This is a genomic window from uncultured Alistipes sp. (assembly GCF_910580175.1).
In the GTDB taxonomy this organism is placed as follows: Bacteria; Bacteroidota; Bacteroidia; order Bacteroidales; family Rikenellaceae; genus Alistipes.
This window is the reverse complement of record NZ_CAJTXD010000003.1, coordinates 242,274-257,429: the sequence shown is the minus strand read 5'-3', so window position 1 is coordinate 257,429 and position 15,156 is coordinate 242,274. Positions and strand designations below refer to the sequence as shown.

The 15,156-nt window shown below is 59.6% G+C and carries 16 protein-coding genes; 2 read left to right on the top strand and 14 right to left on the bottom strand.

Features of this window, described 5'->3' with window-relative positions:
* Positions 1-81 precede the first annotated feature (81 nt).
* From QZ298_RS05480 to prmA, 3 genes are all read right to left on the bottom strand, one after another.
* Complete coding sequence (locus QZ298_RS05480; protein WP_296006355.1) at positions 82-540, bottom strand: hypothetical protein; 459 nt, start codon at positions 538-540, stop codon at positions 82-84.
* Positions 541-557: 17 nt separating this feature from the next.
* Complete coding sequence (locus QZ298_RS05475; RefSeq protein ID WP_296006352.1) at positions 558-1,283, bottom strand: DNA repair protein RecO; 726 nt, start codon at positions 1,281-1,283, stop codon at positions 558-560.
* A 70-nt stretch (positions 1,284-1,353) separates the two neighbouring features.
* On the bottom strand, positions 1,354-2,181 hold the full coding sequence (gene prmA / locus QZ298_RS05470; RefSeq protein WP_296006349.1) for a 50S ribosomal protein L11 methyltransferase: 828 nt from the start codon (positions 2,179-2,181) through the stop codon (positions 1,354-1,356).
* 69 nt (positions 2,182-2,250) lie between these two features.
* Between prmA and xerD the strand changes: the two genes are divergently transcribed.
* A complete protein-coding gene (gene xerD, locus QZ298_RS05465) occupies positions 2,251-3,162 on the top strand; it encodes a site-specific tyrosine recombinase XerD (RefSeq protein WP_296006346.1) in 912 nt (303 codons plus the stop codon).
* A 21-nt stretch (positions 3,163-3,183) separates the two neighbouring features.
* On the opposite strand, the gene QZ298_RS05460 is transcribed toward xerD, so the two are convergent.
* From QZ298_RS05460 to QZ298_RS05410, 11 genes are all read right to left on the bottom strand, one after another.
* Complete coding sequence (locus tag QZ298_RS05460; RefSeq protein WP_296006343.1) at positions 3,184-3,525, bottom strand: cytosine deaminase; 342 nt, start codon at positions 3,523-3,525, stop codon at positions 3,184-3,186.
* On the bottom strand, positions 3,522-4,460 hold the full coding sequence (locus tag QZ298_RS05455; protein WP_296006339.1) for a DUF4296 domain-containing protein: 939 nt from the start codon (positions 4,458-4,460) through the stop codon (positions 3,522-3,524). The genes QZ298_RS05460 and QZ298_RS05455 overlap by 4 nt, the downstream gene beginning before the upstream one ends.
* A 2-nt stretch (positions 4,461-4,462) precedes the next feature.
* On the bottom strand, positions 4,463-5,668 hold the full coding sequence (locus QZ298_RS05450; RefSeq protein ID WP_296006337.1) for an ABC transporter permease: 1,206 nt from the start codon (positions 5,666-5,668) through the stop codon (positions 4,463-4,465).
* A 34-nt stretch (positions 5,669-5,702) separates the two neighbouring features.
* A complete protein-coding gene (gene rbfA / locus QZ298_RS05445; RefSeq protein WP_296006335.1) occupies positions 5,703-6,041 on the bottom strand; it encodes a 30S ribosome-binding factor RbfA in 339 nt (112 codons plus the stop codon).
* Between the two features lie 67 nt (positions 6,042-6,108).
* On the bottom strand, positions 6,109-6,918 hold the full coding sequence (locus tag QZ298_RS05440) for an outer membrane beta-barrel protein (protein WP_296006332.1): 810 nt from the start codon (positions 6,916-6,918) through the stop codon (positions 6,109-6,111).
* A gap of 4 nt (positions 6,919-6,922) precedes the next feature.
* On the bottom strand, positions 6,923-9,013 hold the full coding sequence (locus QZ298_RS05435; protein ID WP_296006329.1) for an Ig-like domain-containing protein: 2,091 nt from the start codon (positions 9,011-9,013) through the stop codon (positions 6,923-6,925).
* Positions 9,010-9,963, bottom strand: coding sequence for a hypothetical protein (locus QZ298_RS05430; RefSeq protein WP_296006327.1), 954 nt, complete (start codon positions 9,961-9,963; stop codon positions 9,010-9,012). The genes QZ298_RS05435 and QZ298_RS05430 overlap by 4 nt, the downstream gene beginning before the upstream one ends.
* Positions 9,951-10,466: a 2-amino-4-hydroxy-6-hydroxymethyldihydropteridine diphosphokinase gene (folK, locus tag QZ298_RS05425; protein ID WP_296006323.1), complete on the bottom strand. Its 516-nt coding sequence runs from the start codon at positions 10,464-10,466 to the stop codon at positions 9,951-9,953. The genes QZ298_RS05430 and folK overlap by 13 nt, the downstream gene beginning before the upstream one ends.
* A 2-nt stretch (positions 10,467-10,468) precedes the next feature.
* The gene (locus tag QZ298_RS05420; RefSeq protein WP_296006319.1) at positions 10,469-11,614 is read right to left on the bottom strand and encodes a DNA polymerase III subunit delta; all 1,146 of its coding nucleotides are present in this window, start codon (positions 11,612-11,614) and stop codon (positions 10,469-10,471) included.
* A gap of 6 nt (positions 11,615-11,620) precedes the next feature.
* Complete coding sequence (locus QZ298_RS05415) at positions 11,621-13,090, bottom strand: oligosaccharide flippase family protein (RefSeq protein WP_296006316.1); 1,470 nt, start codon at positions 13,088-13,090, stop codon at positions 11,621-11,623.
* Between the two features lie 92 nt (positions 13,091-13,182).
* Positions 13,183-13,542: a hypothetical protein gene (locus tag QZ298_RS05410; protein WP_296006311.1), complete on the bottom strand. Its 360-nt coding sequence runs from the start codon at positions 13,540-13,542 to the stop codon at positions 13,183-13,185.
* A 66-nt stretch (positions 13,543-13,608) separates the two neighbouring features.
* On the opposite strand from QZ298_RS05410, the gene QZ298_RS05405 reads away from it, so the two are divergent.
* Positions 13,609-15,039 (top strand): sialate O-acetylesterase, encoded by a 1,431-nt coding sequence (locus QZ298_RS05405; protein WP_296006308.1) that lies wholly within the window; start codon positions 13,609-13,611, stop codon positions 15,037-15,039.
* The last annotated feature ends 117 nt before the right edge of the window (positions 15,040-15,156 follow it).

Genomic DNA, 15,156 nt, shown 5'->3' with positions numbered 1-15,156 from the left:
GAAAATTCGGGTTGTAAGTACAAAAGTCGGAAATCCCGGACAATGAATCAATAAGCGAAAATACGTAAAAACAGCATATCGTTACCGCGGCATGGGGAACGACAGGGTGCGCGCATCGAGATACGCATTCAGAAACGGCCCCCAATGCCAGGCCTGACCGTTGGAGAGGTTGAAATAACGCCCCAGGCGCAGCGTGTTGTTGTCGATCACAACGATATGGCGGGGCCGGTTTTCGAGCTGAACCTCAACGACCGAAGCCATCGAAACCAGGGGCGACGTGCGGATCGGCTCCATCGACCGGAAGTCGGGCGTCCAGGGCGCAAGCACCCCCAGCGAATCGGACACGACGAAACCCTCCTGCCGCAGGGAGTCGACCAGCAAAAAACCGGGCTGCGGCTCCTGGGCACGACCGACGACGCAACAAAAAACCGCCACCAAGACGGCTCCGCCCCACGCTGCCGACCGGCAGCGCAGATTACGACGCCAAAGGTTCGTGGAGGTGTCTGACGGGTATTTCACGCTATGATTCATCGGCCTCATATGCTCGGAACAGAGTTTTAAAACACCTCCCGCAAAATCCGCACCGATTGTACGGCACTGATGGCGTCGAGATGATAACCGAAGTAAACCAGCATGGCATTGAGAAACTCGACCCGCTGCGCCCGGTTGAGAGCGACGGCACCGAGTTCCTGCACGCCGCAATCCATCATCTCGCGCAGCATGCGGGCGCAATCGCGCGTCATGACCTCGGTATGGGCCGGCTGCACCGGCACGAACAACCCCTCGCGAATGTCGAACCACGCGCCGGGCACATAGTCGTTACCAGGACAGAAACCGAGGAAGCGGCTCAGATTGGCCAAAAACCAGAGGTGGAAATTGGCCACGCCCTCCTGCATGGCGTCGAGCGCACCGACCGAATGCCACACGAAATCGAACAACGCTTCGTTCGGCTCGCTCTCGCGCACCAACCGGTAGAGCACCTCCGCCATGAAAAGCCCCACGGTGGATTTGCGCACGTCGAAAGGCAAGCCTTGCAAGGCGAAAGCCGTACGTATCTCCTTGAACCGGTGCATCTGCCCGCGGGACGGCTCCAACCCTTCGAACTCCACGGGAAACATGGGCTGGAAAAGCGCCAGCTTCGACCCGCGGCCGCTGCGGCTGCGAACGCCCTGCACCATGTAGCTGCGCCGCCCGCCGACGTCGGTCAACAAGAAAGCGACCATCGACGAATCGCCATATTTGAGCGTATGGAGGACTACTCCGCGCCCCTTATAAGTCTTCATGAAAACCCGGTCTCTTTGTCGCGGCCCGGAAAGCCGACCCGGCCGCCGCGACGGAATCGCCGCCGCTCCGTCAATGCGATTTGCAATGCACCATCATCCAACCGTCGCGCGAAACGACATCGACGCACGACAACCCCTCCTGTCCCGCCGCCGCAACGACGGCCTCGACGTCGGCTTCGAGGAATCCGCTCATCAACAGATCGCCGCCCGGCAGAAGCGCCGCGGCATAGGCCCTCATATCGCGCAGCAGGATGTTGCGGTTGATGTTGGCCAAAATAAAATCATAGCTGCGACCCGCGATGCGGCCCACGTCGCCCAACATGGGTTCGACGAGCGCCCCGACACCGTTGGCGGCGACATTTTCGCAGCAATTGGCATCGGCCCACTCGTCGATATCGACGGCATCGACATGCGCCGCGCCGCACTTGGCGGCGAGGATCGCCAACACGCCCGTCCCGCTGCCCATGTCCAGACCGCGGCGCCCGGCCACCTCCAGACCGAGCACCCCGCGGGCCATCAGCCAGGTGGTGGCATGCTGCCCGGTGCCGAACGACATCTTGGGCATGACGACGATTTCCAACTCGCCTGCGGGCGCCGGCTCGTGGAACGGCGCGCGGATGCGCAAGCGCCCCTCGACATCGGTAGCAGGAAAATTCTGCTCCCAGAGGGCGTTCCAATTCTGCGCCTCGATGGAAATATAACGTCCCGCGACACCGTACCGGGCCAACAAAGCGTCGACCTCGAACTTGCAGTCGGCCAGGCGCTCTTGGGGGATGTAGGCCTTGAGCACACCCCCCTCGGTCTCGAAACTCTCGAACGGAAAATCGGCCAACTCGGCGGTAAGAATCTCGGACAGCTCCTCGGAGAGACCGGAAACATTCAAAGCGACAAAATCCATATTATGTAAAATTTTCGTATCTTCGCAAAGGACAAAGTTACGGATAATCCCCCGAAAAGCAGCTGACCGATGGCGGAAAACACAAAAAAATGGGAAGAGGCCGCCCGCCGCTACCGCACCTACATCAAACTGGAGAAACGCCTTTCGGCCAACACGGTGGAAGCGTACATGCGCGATCTGCACCAGTTCGCCCATTTCATCCTGCACCAGTGGGACGTGGGTCCGCGCAAGGTCGAGCGCGAAATGATCGACCGCTACATGGGCCGTCTCTACGAACGCGGCAGCGAGAAGACTTCGCAGGCCCGCCGCTTGAGCGGCATCCGCAGCTTCTTCAACTTTCTGCTGCTGGAGGAGAAGATCGACGCCTCGCCGGCCGAATTCATCGCCGCGCCCAAGTTCGGGCGCCAGCTTCCCGACGTACTGACGACCGAAGAGATCGACCGCCTCATCGGCTCGATCGACCCGGCGACGCCCAAGGGCCGCCGCGACACGGCGATGCTGGAAGTGCTCTACTCGTGCGGTCTGCGGGTCTCGGAGCTGACCTCGCTGCGGCTGTCCGACCTCTTTTTCGGCGAGGGCTATATCCGTGTGATCGGCAAGGGCGACAAACAACGTCTGGTGCCGGTAAGCGCCACGGCGCGCGACAAGATCCAAAACTGGCTGGACGACCGCCGGACGATGGATACGACGGGCCGCGACCGGGAAATCGTCTTCCTGAACAACCGCGGCTGCCGGCTTACCCGAGTCATGGTCTTCACGATCATCCGACAAGCCGCCCGGCGGGCGGGAATCGACAAACGCATCAGCCCCCACACCTTCCGCCACTCGTTCGCCACGCATCTGCTCGAAGGCGGAGCGAGCATCCGCCAAGTACAGGAGATGCTGGGCCACGAAAGCATTCTGACGACGGAGATCTACACCCATCTGGACAACGATCACCTGCGCCGCACGGTAGAAGAACACCTGCCGCCCCTGAAATAAAAAACGCACCGAACCGGGTTTTTACACCTTCATGATGCAGGAGTGCGGCGTGAGACGCAAAGTCTCGTAATCGAGTCCGGAAATGACGACCGGCACTCCGCATCCGGGAGTAACGACAGCCGCCAACGCTTCGGCGAGCGGAATATCGAGCTGCATTTGCATCCGGGCGAAAACAGCACGGAAATCGCGAGGAAAATCGGGCACGAGCAACCCGGCAAAAAACGCCGTGAACGGCTCCCGGTCGGGATCGGCGGACGTCCCGATCCACCGCACATCCCCGTACTCCCCAACTTCAGCCACCGGATGGCGGACGATGCCGCCGGGAGTCCAGAGCAGGTGGGCAGCGATCCGACGGACAGTCATCGGGATGCAGGATTTGCAGACGGAAGTTTCGGAGAACCGCTCCCGGCCGCCGAATCGACCTGCGGGCCGTCGGCTGCCGGCGTCCGATTTTCCGCTTCGGCCCCCGGCCGCTCCTCCCGGTCGTCCGCAAGGCCGCCGAAAAATCCGTCGGCGAAAATCCGGATGTCGAGCTGCTGCTCGTAGAGCCGTTCGACCGCCTCGCGCTTGGGCAGCGTGCGGACGACCTCGAAATCCCGCACCGTGACATGAGGCCGCTGCGGCCGGTCGGCAAACCCGACCAAAACGACATGCAGGCGCCGGTGGGAAGAATCGGTCTTGAAATGGCGCGAGAGCCGCTCCTCGCGATGGCGCCGCAAGACGGACGCGGAGAGCGACGTCTGCGAACCGTCGGCACGCTCCAACCACATGGAACAGCGGATTCCCTTGGCATTGCGGTCGAGGGAATCGATCTCGTAAACCAGACGCACGTCGTAATCGCCGGGCACGACATCGAAGACGAAACGCGCCTTCGCCGTGTCGGCCAACGACCGCACTCGGATCAACGAATCGGTGTACACGATCTGCCGGGAACTCCGCACGGCCACGTTGTCGATGGTGTCGAGCACGGCAACCTCCCGATTGTAATACTTGCCCTCGGCTTCGAGCATGGCGATGGCCCGCTCGACGACATCGCCCAGGCGGGCGCTCTTGCGTTTGGAGAAATTGCCGATCGTATAATGGACATCCTCGGTCGTATAACCGTAACGGGCGAAAATCGGCTCATAGAGGTTGAGCGAATCGCGCGTCATGTTGCGGTTGCCGACATAGGCATTGGCCAAGAAAGCATCGTGGAAAATCAACGCCAACTTGCTGTCGGGAATGATCTTGTGGCGGACACAAGCGACAGCAAGCACCCCGAAACCGACACAAAGCAAACTACGGAGAAACCGTTTCATAGTCAACAAGTTTTTTTTATCATGCTGCGGACAGTAACGGTCGAAAGCACGTAGGCGACGACGGCGAACGCAGCGATGACGATCAACAAATCGGGAAGCCGGAACTCGACGGGGTAACTCTCGATGAGAAACGTTTCGGCCGGAATCTTAATGAATCCGAAATACTGCTGGGCGAGGCTGGCTCCGACGCCCAACAACACGCCGCCGACCGCTCCGACACCGCAGATCAACAATCCCTCGGCACGAAAAACGGCCCGCACGAGCGAACGGCCGGCACCCAAGGCCCCGAGCGTACGGATGTCGTCGCGCTTATCGACGATCAACATGGCCAACGACCCGACGATGGAAAACGACGCGACGACGAGCACCAGCAAGGCGATGAAAAAGATGCCCCACTTCTCGTAAGTCATGATCCGGTAAAACGAAGCCCGCATTTCGTAACGCGTGCGCACCTCGAACTCCTGGCCGGCGACCCGCCCGACCTCCTGCCGCACGGCCAGAGGATCGGCATCGGGCGAAACGCGGACTGAAAGCGCCGAGACCCGCCCGCGATGCGAAAAAAGCGACTGCGCCAGGCGCAGCGACGCAAGGACATAGGTCTGCTCCGAATCGGCATCGATGGAGAAGACGCCCCCTACGGGCACTGAACGCCGCGTATAATTGGCCACCGGCAACAACGACGAGAATGTCCCCCGCCGCACGGCATAAAGATCGACGTCGGCATCGGCCAGCGAACGGATGCCGAGCAGGTAAGCCATTCCACGGCCGATGACGAGCCGTTCAATGTCGCCGATCCGCACGTCGGCGAAGCCGGAAGCGACCGCCTCCCGGAGCGGGAAGACCTCGCCGTAACGATCGTCGACACCCCGGACGGTGGCGGTGGCCTGCCGCCCGTCGTGCTCCAACAAGGCGCTCTGCTCCAAGATGAAGGAGAACGCTCCGACACCGGGAATGCGAGAAAGACGTGCGGTGTCGATGTCCTGCGCGGCGAACGTGCGCCCCTCGCGCGGCAAGACCGTGAGGTCGGCATCGAAAGCAGAACAATTGGCCTTGACGAACGACTCGAACCCGTTGAACACCGACAACAAGACGATCATCGCAGCAACGGGAACCGCCACGGCAACGACGCTCAAACCGGAAATCAAATGGATGACCGACCGGCAGGCGGACGAAAAGAAATAACGACGGGCGAAAAAGAGAGGAAGCATGATTTCAAGCACTCCGGACGGACGTCGTCTCCGATTATTTTTTCAACGCCTGGTCGATCTGTTCGATGTATTCGAGCGAATCATCGAGGAAGAACTGGATTTCGGGCACGCTCTTCAACTGATTGCGGATGCGCTGGCCCAAAGCCCGGCGGACGAACCAGTTGTTCTGCTCCAACTCCTTCATCAACTCCTGGCTGCGCTCGAAAGGAAAGATGCTGACGTAGATCTTGGCATAACCGAAATCGGGCGAGACGCGCACAGCCGTAACGGTAACCAACGACCCGCGGACGAGGGCGGCACCCTCCTTCTGGAAGATTTCGGCGACATCTTTCTGAATCTGTTTGGCGATTTTCTGCTGACGGGTATTTTCCATAATGCGAGAGAACGATTAAGGGAGTGCCATTCTTCGCTGCGCTCGGAATGACGGCTCCCGATATGCTTTACAATCCATATTTGAAAACCTCGCGGCTTTTCTGCCGCTTGGGCCGGGGCTTCCATGTCTGGAAACCCTCCTTGTTGAACCGGTAGCTCAAACCCACGCTGATGGTAATGTTGTCCAGCGGCGAACGCAAGGGCGTAGCCCAGAAAGGGTTCTCGGAACCGTCGGTAGCGTTGTCGGCATAACGCGTACGGTTGCGCAAGATGTCGGAGTAACCGAAATAATAACGGGCGCGGAAATTCAACTCGAACCGCCGGATGAGAAACGCGACGCCCCCGCCGCCGGCCAGGCCGTATCCCCACCGGTTGTCTCGTGCAAGCCGGAAATGGTAGTCGCCGCGCCAATCCTCCCTGCCCTGCGCCTGGGCCTGCCGGTTCTCATAAGAAGAAGAAAAATTGTAGGAGAACGTAGCCGCTGCTTCGAGATAAACGCGGATGCGGTTGCGCACCATATAGAAATGGGGCTGCCAGACGATGGGCAGCACCACAGAATTGATGCGCCGCGTATAATAAAGGTACTGGGACTTATCGTCGACCTGCGAAGCATTAGGCGCGAACGAAAAGCCCTGCTGGAGAAACTCCAGATCGGCGCCGAAGCCGCCGACGAAACGCTGGGAGCCATAATAACGCCACGACAGGCCCCCGCTGTACATGCCCCAGACGGCCCGCGACTCCTGCTTCGGCTCGAAACGCCCGTTGCCCATGCCGTAACCGGCGATCGCCCCCAACGTATGCTGCGCGACGGCGCCCTGCGCCATGACGAGCGCCCCGAAGAAGGCCAAAAAGAAAACCCTATGTTGTCGAACCGCCATACGCCTATCTCATAGAATTGAACATCCCCGACGCGGAACCCAAACCGCCGCCCATGCCGCCGAACCCGCCCATGCCGCCCATGCCGTTCATGCCGTTCATGCCGTTGCGGCTGTCCGAAGACCGCGAACCGGAAGTCTGCCCGTTGCTGGGTTTCTCCTTGGCGCGCTTCTCCTCCTCGCGGCGCAGACGCTGCAACTCGCGCTCGTCCAAAAGCCGCGACAACGACTGCATGGTAACGGGAGCGAAAATGCGGCCCATATCCATAGTGAACTCGATATCCCAATTAGCCTTGGTGGCAAACGTCTCCTCGCCGTTGGAATCGGCGAACATCTCAGCCCGCTCGGGCTGCCGCCGGGCGACGACATCGCCCGAATCCCAACGGCCGTTGCCGTTGACATCCTCGATGATGCGGAACTTGATCTCTCCCGGCGGGACGTAGTTGAACTGCACCGGCCCGGAGACGACGTTGCGCCGCTCCTGCTTGAGCACCCCGCCGCCGTCGAGCAACTGGACGATGTACTGCATCCCGGGACGGCCCTCGACGGCGATCTTGACCGTGGCGAACTTCTCGGGATCGGAGACCGTATACTTGCCGACGATCGAATCGTTGGAGAAACCGGCAATATCGGTAATCGCACCCTCGGGAATGGTCAGCGTATATTGTCCGTCGGGCTTCCAGGGAGCGCGGAGGTGCCACCGCCGCAACGACGCGGTGTCGGGCACGAAATGCAGCGGAATGTCCTCGACCGACTTGTCGGAACGGGTAACGGTCAAAAGCAGGGCGGCGGAATCGACGCGGGCGAGGGGATAATCGAAATCGACGGTAAGATGGTTCTCGGGATTGACCTCGCCGGACAAAGGCAACTTGAAACCGAAAGGATTGTCCGGCTTCGGCTCCGTCCACTCCTCGCCGGCCTCCTCGGCCTTGCGGCGCTCGCGTTCGAGCTTTTCGCGCTTGCGCTGCTGCTCCTTGGTCTCGATGAAATGCCACGAGAGCTTCAACGGCTCGGTAACGCGCTGCAAGAGATTGACGGAATCGTGCCTATAATAAGAGACCGACCCGCGGATCGTATCGGGCAGCTCGGCGGAAGGAACAGTAAACCAAAGGGCCAGCGTATCGCGCCCGAGCGTCTGCGGTTCGACGATGAACCCGCCTTCGGGAATGCTGTCGAAGCGGATGCTGTCGATCTGCGGATGCGGCGCGGAGAAATAGAGCATGGCCTTGTGCTGGAGCGGCCGCTCGGCCTGGGCAAGCAGCTGCCGCCGGAACTGCTTGTCGGTAAACATCCGCAGATACAACTGCGGCTCGGCGGAGACATAATGCCGGAGCGAATCGAACCACATGGCGAAATCGGGCAGCTCGGCGGGATTGTAAGTGCCGTCGAGGAAGCCCACCTGGTCGGTGCCCGGCTCGTACATCTGGTTGTCGTTCTTATCCTGGACGGCATAGACGCGATAGGAAACGGGCTTGAGGTTCTGGGCGATGAATATGCCGTTGTTCTCGGCCCGGGCGATGACGGCGGGCTTGTACTTGAAGATCGTGGAGTCGTACTCGGCAACGTTCTCGACCGAATCGGCGGGAAAGAACCAGACGAACGTCTTGGAGACCGAATCGGCCTTGTAGGCATCGGCAGTATAACCGGAAAGGATCATGGAGTCGATCTCGGGACCGGTGGAGAAGACATAGCGCATGGAGTAGAGCGGGTTGCCCTCGTTGTTGTCGCGCAGGGCGCTGCCGAAGTTGAGGGCATAGGTGGTGTTGGCTTCGAGCGTATCGCGCAGCTGGATGACGACGCCCCGCCCGCGCAGGGTAAGCGTAGGTTTCTTCTTCATCTGCGGCGAGGTAAAGAACTCCTTCTGCTGATCCTTGAGCTGGACGAACTCGTCGAACTCGATGTAGATCTTGGGGTGGCCGACCGTGGGCCGGTCGGTGGAGAAGTTGTCGGGCGTCATGTTGACGATCACGGGCGGCAGCGTATCCTTCGGCCCTCCGGTAGGGGCCATCATGCTGGCGCACCGGCTCAAAAAAGCCGATGCGAACAACAAAACTACGATGCCGCGCAATCCTGCGACGATATGTCTGCGTGCGCTCATTGCTCGGGATGTTGAATTTGTTCTTCGTCGTCCTGGGGCGCGAACCGCTCGTCGACGAAGCACCAACCGTCGCGCAGGACGATCCACTCGTCGACCCAAGGCCGGAAGAGAACGGAAAATGTAGGACTTGCCCCCGCCAGGTCGACCTCCGATTCGGTATAAGCATAAATCCGGTGCGAACGGTCGACGACCACGAGCATCAACGTCGAAGCGGAAACCTCCATGCTGAAGAGGTCGCTCTCGGGAACGGGATAAGCGGGAAAATCGGGCGACGTGCGCGTCTGCCCGGAAGCCTTGGATGTGATGATGCCGGCAACGGCATCGTCGTAGGAAGCGATCCGCCAAGCCGTAGTGTCGGCGGCATAGGCATAGACCTTGGAAGACTGGAGCGGCGCCCCGGCAGCGCCCTCCTCATCCTGCGCCTGGGCATCGACGAAGCAGTCGAGCAACAAAGGCGGCTCGTAGAACGGATTGTAGACGCTCCAATTGCTGCTCTTATAGGAAAAACCCTCTTTCCAAGGCTGGAAAACCAACGAAACGTAGAGCGGACTGTGGTTGACACCGATCAACAGATCGGTATAGGCATAGAGCCTGTCGACGGGGTCGACGACCACCACCATCTGCCGCTCCCGGTCGAGAAACAAGCTGATCCAACCCCTGTCGCCGTAAGACTGCGAAAAAGCGAAAGGGGTATCCCGCTTGACGGCCGGATCGGACTTGGAGGTGATGATCCCGGACACGGCATCGTCGTAGGAAGCGACCGTCCAGGCGGTCGTATCGGCATCGAACGCGAACGCCGCGGCACCGGGGACGACGGAGGGATTGCCATCGTCGGCCGTAGCCTGCTGCAAAGGCTTGACCACGCACTCCGTGCGGTAGGCGACCTTCTTGAAACAAGAGACCGCCGCCAAAGCCAAGGCACAAACGAATATGTATCCTACTCTCCGCATGTCCGGTCGGATGATTGCGCCCGCAGGGCGTCGAGCATCTGCCCGACGGTCGATCCCAAAACGGGATGCCGCTTGTCGCGCATGATCTCGCAAAGCGGCACGAGGGCGAATTCGCGCAGAGCCAGCCGGGGATGGGGTACGGTCAACCGCTCCTCCTCGATGACAGCATCGTCGTAGAAAATGATGTCGATGTCGATGGGCCGCGAAACGTAATCGGCACCCGTACGGGCCTTTTCGAGCGTCTCGGCAGCGCGGTTGCGCCCCAACTCGCACTCGATCTGCTGGAGGGCGTCCAACACTTCGAGGGGCGAAAGGTCGGTGGAGACCTCGATGGCCTGGTTGGAGAACACGGCATCGGAAGCGAAGCCCCAAGCGGAACTCTCGTAACGGTGCGAACACCGCAAGACGGCGCCGACGCGCGCGTTGATGAGCTGCTGCGCTGCCTGAAGGGTGCGCTTGACATCCCCCAAATTGCCGCCTGTCAGAAGAACTGCACGTGCCATAGCTACAAACGTTTTATCAATTTACTTACCGCGAGAGCGAAATGGGTAAAGACGATCGCGGGATTGCCGTTTTGCGTCAACTGCACCGAGGCGCTCTCGATCTGCTCGATGAGCGGCTCGATATTCTGCGGCCCGACGAACGGTGCAAACTTGGTGCAGAAAGCCAACTCCTCGCCCCACAGATACCCGATTTGGGGAATGCCGGCGTGGAGCATGAAACTTTCGCGCAACAGCCGCGAAGCGTCGAACAACAACGACCGCTGCTGCTCGCGCGAAAGCTGTGCGGCCTCCTCGGCCCACCCGAGCAACTCCAAATGCTTGTCGTTATAACTCAACCGCATCAAGGAACAGAACAACTCGAAGTCCTCGTGCCGCGAAACGTTGCTTTCGCCGGCGATCAGATGCTGCAACTCCAAGAGATTGCCATCGGCCAGACGGGCCATGTTGCGCGCCTGGAGAGGGTCGGAAATCCCGCGGGCGACGGCGAAACGCTCCAACACCTCGGGCGCGATACGGGGCACGACGACCTCCTGGGTGCGGGAAAGGATCGTGGGCAGCAACTTGTCGGGCCGCTCGGAAACGAGGATGAAGACCGTACGCTCCCATGGCTCTTCGAGAATCTTGAGAATCTTGTTGGCGGCCTCCTCGTTCATGGTCTCGGGAAGCCACACGAGCATGATCTTATAATCGGACTCGAAACTCTTGAACGAGAGTTTGCGGATGATCTCGTCGGCCTCGCGCGCAGAAATCATCCCCTTGAGCGTCTTGCCCAGATCGAGCCGGTTGTACCAGACGTGGGGCGAGACGTAACCGCGCCGCTCGGCGAACAACTCGCGGAAACGGGGCAAAAACTCGTCGCTCAACATCGCCTCGCCGGACTTCTTGCCCTGCTTGTTGACAGGGAAGACCATGTGCAGGTCGGGATGGGCCAAGGTCTCGATCTGCTTGCAGTCGGGACACACGCCGCACGAATCGCCGTTGCTGCGATGCCGGCAACAAAGGTACTGCACATAAGCGACGGCCAAGGCCAAGGCTCCTGTTCCGGCGCTGCCAGCGAAAAGCTGGGCATGACTCACGCGCCCGGCATCGATGGACTGCACCAGATGCCGCTTCAACTCCTCCTGCCCTATGATATCCGCAAACCGCACGATCGGCTACTTTCTTTTCCAGGCTGCCCGCAACAATGCCGCCACGTCGATATGCTCGCGCCGGACGAGGTAGAGGGCATAACCCGCAAACAACACAATATTAAACGCATAGCCCGCGAAGATATTGCCTGCACGGGCACTGAAGAATTCAGCGGCGAAGAACGCAGCCAACGCCACGACGACCGCTTCGCCGATACGGCCCCAGGGGTAGGGCGTAGGGAAGAAACGCCGGTTGAGCCACCAACTGACGGCGACCATGACCGTTTCGCTGACCAGACGCGCCCAAGCGGCGCCGTAATATCCCCACAAGGGGATGAACCACCCACCGAACAACAACATGGCGGCCAATCCGCTGCCGGTAACGACGATAGCCAGCGACGTGCGCTCCTCGCGCTTGTACCAGAACGAGAGGTTGAGCCACACGCCGGCGAGGATGTTGGCCCCGAGCACGACGGGCAAGATGAAGATCCCCTCGCGGAAATCGCGCCCGACGATCAAGGCGAAAAAATCGCGGAACAAAGCGATGCCGAGGAAGATGAGCATCGAGACCATGACGTAATATTTCAAAGCGGCGGCGTTCATCGCGACGAAGTCGGACTTCTTGAAATTGGAAAGGAAAAACGGCTCGGCCGCCAGCCGGTACATCTGGTAAAAGAGCATCATGACGACGGCGATCTTGGTAATGGCGCCGTAGACGCCCAACTGCGCCATGGCGCCGGAGGGCACGAGATACTTGATGAGCTGCCGGTCGATAAACTCATTGGCTGTGCCGGCAAGCCCACCGACGAGCAACGGAAGGGAATAGACGAAGACGGCGGCGAGCAACGCCCGGTCGATGCGCGGAACGGTGCGGTCGACGGTAGAAAGGATGACACCCCACGTAACGACGCTGGCGATGAGGTTGGCGACGAAGACCCACCCGACGCCGAAGTCGGAAGCGAAAAGACCCGCGATACCGAAAGCGAAGGCGAGCGCGACGTTGAGAACGACGTTGAGCGCCTTGAACCCGACGAACGTGAGCGACCGTCCCTGCTCGCGCAAGCGGGAGAAAGGGATGCAAGCCCAGACGTCGAACAAAACGATGGCGCCGACCCAGACGACATACTCGGGGTGGGCGACGTAAGCAGCCCCCATCCAACGGGAGAAAGAGCCGCGGAAAAAGACGACGGCAGCGAAAAAGAGCAGCGCCGCTAACGAAGTGACGCCCCAGGTGGTCGCGAAAAGCCGCCGCTTGGCCGCGACGACATCGCCGCCAGCCTGATCGGCCTTGGCGGAAAAGCGGAAGTAACTGGACTCCATGCCCATAGTAAGGAGCGTGAGGGCCAAGGGGATAAGGGCATAGACGTCGGTAACGATGCCATAGGTCTCCTGCCCGAAAATACGGGTATAGTAAGGCGTGAGCAGGTAGCTGAGGAACCTGACCACGATGGTGCTGATGCCGTAGACGGCAGTCTGTTTGACCAACTTTTCGAGCATGGGAAACCGAATATATCCAGCAAAGATACGAATAAGCGAGGGCAAAAGCAAACTCGTTTGCATTTTGCCGAGCGAGAGTATCTTGAACGAAGTTAAAGATACGAATAAGCGAGGGTAAAAGCAAGCTCGCTTGCATTTTGCCGAACGAGAGTATCTTGGGCGCAGCCAAAGATAAGAAGAAAATCGGATAAAACGGGCGAACGAAGCGTAATAAATAGGTGGTTGAAACGCAGAATCGCAACCGATAGTTTCTCGGCTCCTTGCCGAACGGTCGGAATACGGGATCGAAACGTCGAGCGAAATGTTCGCCGCCGATTCGTTCTTCGATTCGGAAACGGCAACGGATCAGGGAACGGATCGCACTCCACAACCATTTTACAAACAACGATTTGCAGCGGGAATAACGCCGAAATAAGAATAATAGCAATCGTGTTTTTGTACGATTTTACCATTTATCCGGATATTTCTTTCATCGCAAAAACCGCCAAGAGGATTACTTTGTTAAAAAATACCTCTCCATGCGACCGCAACTGCTTCTTTTGCTTCTTTTCGTCATTCTCTGCACGCCCTTGCAGGCCGAAGTACGGCTTCATTCCTTATTCGGCAATCACATGGTGCTCCAACAACGGAGTTCAGCCATGCTGCGCGGAACAGCCGAACCCGGGCGTCAGGTCGTGGTTCGCTGTTCGTGGGAATCGAACGACCGGATTGTCAAGACAGCGGAAGACGGCAGCTGGCACATTGCGCTCGATACTCCGGAAGCCTCGTTCGAACCGCAATGGATCGAAGTTCGGGAGGAGAACACGATTCGTCTCGACGACATCCTGATCGGCGAAGTATGGCTGTGCTCGGGACAATCGAACATGGAGATGCCCATGCGCGGCTTTCCGTCGCAGCCCGTCGAAGGTGCTGCCGCGGAAATCGCCGCTTCGCTGAAATACAAAGGATTGCGTCTCTTTACGGTGGGCCGATGCTGCGCAGATACGCCGCAAAGCGGATGCAGGGGCGTGTGGTCGCAGGCCACGCCCAGGCAGGTCGCGAACTTCAGCGCCGTGGCCTACCTCTTCGGACGCCGCCTGACCGAAACACTCGATGTGCCGGTGGGACTCATCGTATCCAGCTACGGCGGATCGCGCATCGAATCGTGGATGGATGCGGAGACGATCGCGAAATTCGACCCCAAAGACTATATCGCCCATGCCGACAAGCCCTACCGCGACCCCTGCAAACTCTACAACGGCATGATCGAGCCTCTGACCGGTTATGCTGTTCGGGGCGTGGTCTGGTTGCAGGGCGAGAGCAACCGCCGCAACGCCCACGTCTACGCTCCGATGTTGCGCGAACTGATGGCCCTCTGGCGCCGGAAGCAGGCACAACCCGAACTTCCTTTCATCGTTTGCCAAATCGCGCCCTGCCCCTACCATGGCGAGGGCAAACTTGGTGGCGCGCGTCTTATCGAAGCTCAAATCAAAGCGACCGATGCGGACAGCCACGCCTGGATGGTCGGCACCTCGGACATCGGCGACGAACACTTGGGCCACTACCCCAAAAAGGACAAGGTCGCCGAACGGGTTTTCTACTCGGCACTGGTCAACGTCTACGGAATCGAAGGACTGCCCGCTTCGGGGCCGACGGTCTCAAGGGTCGACTACATCGAAGGAGGCGCCATCGTCCATTTCGACCACGCGGAACGAGGACTCAATCCACTGAACCGGCCGATAACAGGCTTCGAACTGGCGGGAGCGGACGGCATCTATCATCCGGCTACGGCCCGGGTCGGCACAGCGCGGTCTACCGTCGAGGTGCGGTCGGCGGAGGTGCCGGCACCGTGTGCGCTTCGTTATGCTTTCGCCGACTGGCACCGAATCGACTTATACAACCACGCAGGGCTGCCCGCTTTCCCGTATCACTCCGATTCGGCCGACTGCGACGCGGCACAACCAAAATAAAAGGGCCGGCAACGCATCGGTCGTTCGATTTTTGCAAGAGACCCTATACCGAGCAGCATTCCTAAAACAAAAAAGAAATGAATGCCATGAATCGTTGTCGTCTACTGGCTGTCGTTC